Source organism: Bacillus sp. L_1B0_5 (genome assembly GCF_000836715.1).
Classification (GTDB): Bacteria; Bacillota; Bacilli; order Bacillales; family Bacillaceae_G; genus Bacillus_A; species Bacillus_A thuringiensis_S.
This window is the reverse complement of record NZ_JXIS01000078.1, coordinates 32,578-40,494: the sequence shown is the minus strand read 5'-3', so window position 1 is coordinate 40,494 and position 7,917 is coordinate 32,578. Positions and strand designations below refer to the sequence as shown.

Sequence of the window (7,917 nt, the reverse complement as noted above, 5' to 3'; positions counted from 1 at the left end):
GTCTAACAATTGGGGTGCAGTTCAACTACCTGCTTTTTTTTTAATACGTGCGTTTCTTATAAATGCCTTTTCCGCCAACTTGATTCCAGCCGGATTGTACATCCAAACTTTTGTTAACAAACTTCATTTTTTCTTTTCCACCAAAGAGCTTTTCGCCGATGCTATTTGTAATAACACCAATCAATGCTGTTATTCCGATGATGAGGGCAGCAACCGTAATAAAATCAATAAAAAAAGCAATCATTTGCAAACTCCCCCTTTGCCTGTCTGTATGTTTATTGTATGAGATAAAAAATGAAAAAGAAAGAAATGTCAGAAAAATTTTTAGTTTACTTTAGAAATCGTGTAGACAAGAGGGAGAATGTTTGTTAAGATTAGAACAGATGTTCCTTTTTATTCTCATTTACATAGTCTTACATTTCTTAATTGAATTATCAAGAAAAAGTAAGAAAACGTTCTCTTTTTCATAGGGAAGATTATAGATAAATAACTATATATTATATGAAAAATCTATGGGAAGTGAGTATTAAAGGGATTGAAAGTTATTGTTAAAGTACAGCTGAAGTGAGCGTAATCATGTTACATAGCAGTGGAATACACGGAAGAGTTTTCTCAACTAGCAGGAAATTTACTGTATATTTCTTGCAAAATCTATTGTATAATGATTATAGAAGTTACTTATTAAAAGTAATTGTTGTTTATTATAAGTTGTTGCTTACATGAAATGCGAGTTTTGTACTTTTCAATAAGACAAGTTATCGCGAAAAATTGCTGAAGTTAGAAATTAAAACTGTATTTAGTACAGAATTTGTACTCTTTAAGGAGAGTGAGCTTTGTATGGTAACATTATATAGTTCTCCAAGCTGTACGTCTTGTAGAAAGGCGAAATTATGGCTAGAGGAAAATCATATTCCTTATACAGAACGTAATATTTTCTCAGATCCATTAACGATTGAGGAAATTAAAGAGATTTTACGTATGACAGAAAGCGGAACGGATGAGATTATTTCTACTCGTTCGAAAGTTTTCCAAGAATTGAATGTAAACTTAGAATCTTTACCACTTCAAGATTTATATAAGATGATTCGTGACTATCCAGGGATTTTACGTCGTCCAATTATGATTGACGAGAAACGCCTTCAAGTTGGTTACAACGAAGACGAAATTCGCCGTTTCTTACCACGTACAGTAAGAACGTTCCAATTACGTGAAGCACAACGTCTTGTAAATTAATTATAATAATATGAAAACCTTCTACCTATTATATAGTAGAAGGTTTTTTTTAATGTTTCACATTGCGTAATCGAACTTGTTTTACGATAAAGCCGATGCATAAAATAGTGAAAATGAACAAATAAGGAAGGCTTGCAGTGAAACTTGGGTTGTTATGAAAAAAGGTTGCAAGTCTGTCTTCATGTGTAACCATTTTCCCTGCAGTATAGGCAAGAATCGCTGCACCGCAATAAATGAGGAATGGAAATCGTTCCATAAGTATTAAAATAAGTTTACTGCCCCAAATAATAATAGGGATAGAAATGAGTAAGCCGATTATGACGAGTAAAAATCTCCCGTGAGCTGCACCTGCAATGGCAATAACATTATCAAACCCCATAACGAGATCCGCGAAAACAATTGTCCGCACAGCTTGGAATAAAGTTGTTTTTCCTTGAATAGCAGAAAGGTCGTTGTTATCATCAGTTAATAAATTGACCGCAATTAATGTAAGTAAAACCCCGCCAATCAATTGTAGAAATGGAATGTCGAGTAAATAGACAGCTAGTATAGTAAGGACAATTCTTAGTACGATTGCTAAAAGAGTACCAATCAAAATAGCTTTATTTCGTTTTGATTCAGGTAAATTTCGGCTGGCTAGTGCGATGACGATTGCATTGTCACCACCTAATACAACATCGATACCGACAATCATTAGTACGGATGTTAAAAACTCTAAGTCCATTCGTCTGCCTCCATTTATGATGTTTTAATAAGCGAACTATATGTATGTGATGAAGAAAGTTGTTGTTAAATAATCTCTTCCAATAGAAGTTTCACTTTATTACAGTGTACGGGGGAATGTGGAAATGTATGTCCAAATTTTTTGTGAATAAGAAATCGCTATAATAATATATTTATGTAGAGGATCGAGTAAGGTAGGCATATAACTATTTTTGTAAAATAAATCGATTTTATTTCCCTTCTGGAGAATCTTATCATAAAATGAGAGTACAAGAATCTATTGATTTGTCATATGAGTGGGGAATCCCTTCATAACAATTCTAAGCAGGAAGGGAGAGTTGTATTTTGGATATTGAAAGAATTAATGATCATACGATGAAATTTTTTATTACGTACATTGATATAGAGGACAGAGGGTTTAATCGTGAAGAAATTTGGTATGATCGCGAACGAAGTGAAGAGCTCTTTTGGGAGATGATGGACGAAGCTCGTGATCATGACGATTTCTTTATTGATGGGCCGTTATGGATTCAAGTGCAAGCAGTCGATAAAGGGATTGAAGTACTTGTCACGAAAGCAGAGCTTTCAAAGGATGGACAAAAGCTGGAACTACCGATAGGGGTAGACAAAATTATAGATATTCCTCTAGATGAAGGCATCGAATCATTATTTCAACAAGAATTAGTCGAAGAGGTAGAAGAACAAACAGGAACAAACTTTAATGAAGATGGTACGTTTGGCTTTTTAATTAAATTTAATGATTTTGAAGATGTCATTTCATTAAGTCATCGTCTTATCTTTGAAGATATAAAAGATGAGCTGCATTCATTTGAGGACCGCTATTATGTATATGTGGAATTCGATGAAGTGCTACATGATGAAGAAGAAATCGATCGTATTTTAAGTATTATTTTAGAATATGGAGAAGAATCAACTTTAACAATTCATCGTGTAAGTGAGTATGGGAAACAAATTGTGAAAGAGCATGCGCTTGAAACGATTCGCAATAATTTTCCTGCTAAAACGTAGGCCGATTTCTGTAGTATGAAATCGGCTTTTTATATGAAGAATAGGAAAGCTTTCTTAGTTAGGAGGTAAGAGATGAAAAATACGTTAAAGCTGATCTTCTTTGTCCTGCTATTGTTCGCATTATTTGTTTCGTTACGTATGTTTATTGATGTAGCATTTTATTCAGATGTGATTGGGATAAAAGATGTTTCGATTTTAGGTATTATTAGTATTTTGTTTACAGTATCTGCATTTTTGATTGGTTGTGTTATTTTCTTAGAAAATCGGCATCCATCTAAAACACTTACATGGTTAATTGTGTTAGGTATTTTTCCGGTATTTGGCTTCTTTGCTTATTTATTATTTGGACAAAATTTTCGGAGAAAAAGAATGTTTCAAAAGAAGGCATTACTCGATGAACAGGCATTTTTACAATATAAAGGGCATGAAGATCATGAAGAACGAATTTTGCGCAATCACAAACATCAGGAGCTATTATTTCGTTTAGCAGATCGATTAGGTGCTTTAAATATTTCATTTCAAACTGAAACAAGAACATTAACAAATGGAGATGAAACGTTTCGGGCTATTTTAGATGGGCTAAAACGAGCGAAACATCACATTCATATGGAATATTACATTGTGCGTGATGATAAATTAGGAACAGAAATTAAAGATATTTTAATACAAAAATCAAAAGAGGGCGTTGTTGTTCGCTTTTTATATGATGCGGTTGGAAGTTTTAAGTTATCGAAATCGTATATTGATGAATTAAACGATGCAGGTGTAGAAATGATTCCGTTCTTTCCTGTGCGCTTTCCGATTTTAAACGATAAGATTAATTATCGAAATCATAGGAAAATTGTTGTGATTGATGGGAACGAAGGGTTTGTAGGCGGATTAAATATCGGTGATGAGTATTTAGGGAAAAATAAATATTTTGGCTTCTGGCGAGACACGCATTTGTATTTACGTGGTGAAGCGGTTCAAAGTTTACAGCTTATTTTCCTTCAAGATTGGTTTTATATGACTGGAGAGGCTGTGCTAGCCCCTGAATATTTACAAGCAAAAGCAGTTGAGGGTGATCATTGGGGAGGAGTGCAGTTAGTCGCAGGTGGCCCTGATAATAAGTGGGAAACGATTAAGCATTTATATTTCGCAATGATCGCTTCTGCTCGGAAATCTATTTGGATTGCAACGCCGTATTTTATTCCGGATGATGATATTTTATCCGCATTAAAGGTTGCTGCACTTGCTGGTATTGATGTTCGTTTATTAATGCCGAGTAAACCTGATAAGCGTACTGTCTTTTACGCATCGAGATCGTACTTCCCAGAGCTTTTAGACGCAGGAGTAAAGATATATGAATACGAAAAAGGTTTTCTTCATAGTAAAATTGTCATCGTTGATTCTGATTTAGCTTCAATTGGGACAGCTAATATGGATATGAGAAGTTTTCATTTGAATTTTGAAGTAAATGCCTTTTTATATGATACAGATAGCATTAAAAGACTTGTTCAAGACTTTAAAGATGACTTAGAAGAATCAAGTGAAATTCATGTTGATCATTTTCATAAAAGACGTCTTCATAGACGAATTGTTGAATCAACGTATCGGTTATTATCACCTTTATTATAAAAAGAGATGTCCGAAATTGGGACATCTCTTTTTTAAAAGGAATTTGTAACAAATTGTAGAATATAAGGAGCTGAAAGGGTGTGATTACGATATTTATCGCTAAAAGAGAAACCGGAGAAAAAATTCATTTACTCTATAATTGTAATGAAGAGCTTTTGCGCCGTATGCGCCAACAGGAACGATTCTTTTGTGTAGCTTGTGGAAAGGAAGTGCAAATGAAATTAGGAAAACAAAAAAGTTGGCATTTTGCTCATAAAAAAGTGGATTCATGTCTTGCCTTTTATGAAGCGGAATCAACGTATCATATGCACGGTAAAGAATTGTTATATAGATGGTTCAAACATCAAAACTTTCAGGTGGATATAGAGTACTACCTTCCAGAAATTAAGCAACGACCAGATGTTTTTGTAGAGAGGGCGGGCAGAAAAATTGCAATTGAATACCAATGCGCAAACCTCGCTATAGAGCAGCTGTATAAAAGAACATATTCGTATTGGCAAGCTGGTATACAGGTCATTTGGATCGCTGGTGGAAATCAATTGAAAAAGCAATCTGCATATTGGATGAAATTCTCCTCACTTATGGCTTTCTCCTTACAATCTTATCCTCAACCATTTCTTATTTTCTTCTGTTCGAAAGAAAAATCATTTATGAAATGTGCATTTGTCACTCCATTTTCTACAAACATCTTTTTCACGCATACTGTATATTTACCAACCGATAAAACTACTTTTGAAATGCTTTTTTCTCCGGTTCCTTTCGAGAAAGAGATACTAAGGGAAGAGTGGAAGAAGAGAAAGAAATACTTTCGCCAAAATGCCCTGCCGATTTGGAATTATAATTATAAGTCATTATTACGCCTCTTATATCAATTTAAATGTACCCCAGCGAGCTTTCCTTCTGAAATTGGTGTTCCACTTCCTTCTGGATTTGCTTTTCAAACAAACCCATTTATATGGCAAGCTTTTCTATATATGAAGTGTATAGGGGAGCTTGCAGTAGGAGAGTGTATTTCTCTTCAATACGTGTGTAGTTATGTAAAAAGGTATACGAAAAGGCGGATACTTCCGTACTTTTCACAGCAAACATGGAAAGTGGCAGTTAATGAATATATGACATTTTTATGCTATATAGGTGTATTGCATAAAGTGGGAACTTATACGTACCGAAAAATAAGGGGTGTAGTGATGTTAAAAACAGAGGAGGAAATTATGAAACATGATGAGATTTGCTTAATACATGCGCTATCTTTATTTGAGGCAAATTTTAACATGAGAGGAGGAAAAGGGGATATAATAAAGAATGATTGTGAAGGAATTACATAAGAAAAAAACGAATTGTACTTAAGTAGAGATATTTAAAGGAGGGCTTAAAGGATGTCTGAACAAAACAAAGCGAAAGCATTACCAGATCGCAACGAGATTGAAGAAGCAAGTACGTGGCGATTAGAAGATATTTTCCAAACGGATGCAGAATGGGAAAAAGAATTCCAGGCTATTAAAGAGCTATTACCGAAGTTAACTGAATTTAAAGGGAAACTTGGTGACTCTGCGGACAATTTACTTGAGGCATTGCAATATGAAGATGAAATTTCAATGCGATTAGGTAAGCTATATACATATGCTCATATGCGTTACGATCAAGATACAACAAACTCTGTATATCAAGCATTAAATGATCGCGCAACAAATTTATATTCACAAGTATCTAGTAGCACAGCGTATATTGTGCCTGAAATTTTATTGATTTCAGAAGATACACTGCAAACATTCTTGAAGGAAAATAGAGATTTAAGTGTATATGAACATGCATTAGAAGAAATTACACGTCAACGCCCGCACGTATTATCAGAAGCTGAGGAAGCTTTATTAGCGGAAGCATCTGAAGTAATGAGTTCATCAAGCAATACATTCGGTATGTTGAATAACGCGGATTTAAAATTCCCATCTATTAAAGGTGAAGACGGAGAAGAAATAGAAATTACACATGGTCGTTACATTCAGTTTTTAGAAAGTGATGATCCTCGTGTTCGCGAAGATGCGTTTAAAGCTGTATATGAAACGTATGGGAAATTTAAAAACACATTCGCAAGTACGTTAAGCGGAGCAGTAAAACGTAATAATTTCAATGCACGTGTTCGTAAATATGATTCTGCTCGCCAAGCTGCACTGAGCAATAATAATATTCCGGAAGCAGTATACGATCAACTCGTTGAAACGGTAAATGACAATTTACATTTATTACACCGTTACATCGATATTCGTAAGCGTGCATTAGGACTTGATGAGCTTCATATGTATGATTTATATACACCACTTGTACCAGAAGTGAAAATGAATGTGAAATACGAAGAAGCGCAAGACCTTTTATTAAAATCTTTAAACGTACTTGGTGATGAATATGTTGATATTTTGAAGGAAGCATATGAAAATCGCTGGGTAGATGTGTATGAGAATAAAGGAAAACGAAGCGGGGCATATTCATCTGGTGCATATGGAACAAATCCGTATATTTTAATGAACTGGCATGATAATGTAAATAATTTATTTACACTTGCTCATGAGTTTGGTCATTCGGTGCATAGTTACTATACAAGAAAAACACAACCGCACGTATATGGTGATTATTCCATCTTCGTAGCAGAAGTGGCATCAACTTGTAATGAAGCGCTTCTAAATGATTATTTACTAAAAACGACAGAAGATAAGAAAGAGCGTCTATATTTATTAAATCATTATTTAGAAGGATTCCGTGGTACTGTATTCCGTCAAACGATGTTTGCAGAGTTTGAACATATTATTCATAAGAAAGTACAAGAAGGACATGCAGTTACGCCAGATATGCTAACGGAAATCTACTACGACTTAAATAAGAAATATTTCGGTGAGGCTTTAGTAATCGACGAAGAGATTGGTTTAGAATGGTCTCGTATTCCGCACTTCTACTACAACTATTACGTATATCAATACGCAACAGGATTTAGTGCAGCGACAGCTCTATCTAAACAGATTTTAGAAGAAGGACAACCAGCAGTAGAACGTTATATTAACGAGTTCTTAAAAGCAGGAAGCTCTGATTATCCAATTGAAGTGCTGAAAAAAGCAGGAGTAGATATGGCATCTCCTGAACCAGTAAAAGAGGCATTACAAGTATTTGAAGAGAAATTAAATGAGTTAGAAGCATTATTATTTGAAGAAAAGTAATGAAAAAAGACGAGGGATTGTACCCTCGTCTTTTTTGTTGAATAGATTAAATGTCGATATTTGTCGAAAAAACAAGGTGAATTTCTTTGTTTTTTCTAACTGAAAGGACAGT

7 protein-coding genes are annotated in these 7,917 nt (G+C 34.5%); 5 read left to right on the top strand and 2 right to left on the bottom strand.

The window, feature by feature from the left end; translation table 11 throughout:
• Positions 1 to 40: 40 nt before the first annotated feature.
• Positions 41 to 244, bottom strand: coding sequence for a hypothetical protein (locus RT27_RS23170; protein WP_000559971.1), 204 nt, complete (start codon positions 242 to 244; stop codon positions 41 to 43).
• 593 nt (positions 245 to 837) lie between these two features.
• Between RT27_RS23170 and spx the strand changes: the two genes are divergently transcribed.
• Positions 838 to 1,233, top strand: a complete 396-nt coding sequence (gene spx / locus RT27_RS23165) for a transcriptional regulator Spx (protein ID WP_000258267.1) — start codon at positions 838 to 840, stop codon at positions 1,231 to 1,233.
• A gap of 49 nt (positions 1,234 to 1,282) precedes the next feature.
• Here spx and RT27_RS23160 read toward each other — a convergent pair whose 3' ends face one another.
• Positions 1,283 to 1,957, bottom strand: a complete 675-nt coding sequence (locus RT27_RS23160; protein ID WP_029442139.1) for a TerC family protein — start codon at positions 1,955 to 1,957, stop codon at positions 1,283 to 1,285.
• Positions 1,958 to 2,301: 344 nt separating this feature from the next.
• Between RT27_RS23160 and mecA the strand changes: the two genes are divergently transcribed.
• The 4 genes from mecA (at position 2,302) to pepF (ending at position 7,805) form a co-directional block, all read left to right on the top strand.
• Complete coding sequence (mecA, locus tag RT27_RS23155; RefSeq protein ID WP_016082467.1) at positions 2,302 to 2,985, top strand: adaptor protein MecA; 684 nt, start codon at positions 2,302 to 2,304, stop codon at positions 2,983 to 2,985.
• Between the two features lie 72 nt (positions 2,986 to 3,057).
• Positions 3,058 to 4,602: a cardiolipin synthase gene (locus RT27_RS23150; RefSeq protein ID WP_029442140.1), complete on the top strand. Its 1,545-nt coding sequence runs from the start codon at positions 3,058 to 3,060 to the stop codon at positions 4,600 to 4,602.
• 80 nt (positions 4,603 to 4,682) lie between these two features.
• Positions 4,683 to 5,927 (top strand): competence protein CoiA family protein, encoded by a 1,245-nt coding sequence (locus RT27_RS23145; RefSeq protein WP_043937658.1) that lies wholly within the window; start codon positions 4,683 to 4,685, stop codon positions 5,925 to 5,927.
• Positions 5,928 to 5,978: 51 nt separating this feature from the next.
• Entirely contained in the window at positions 5,979 to 7,805 is a 1,827-nt protein-coding gene (pepF, locus tag RT27_RS23140; RefSeq protein ID WP_029442141.1) for an oligoendopeptidase F, read from the top strand.
• The last annotated feature ends 112 nt before the right edge of the window (positions 7,806 to 7,917 follow it).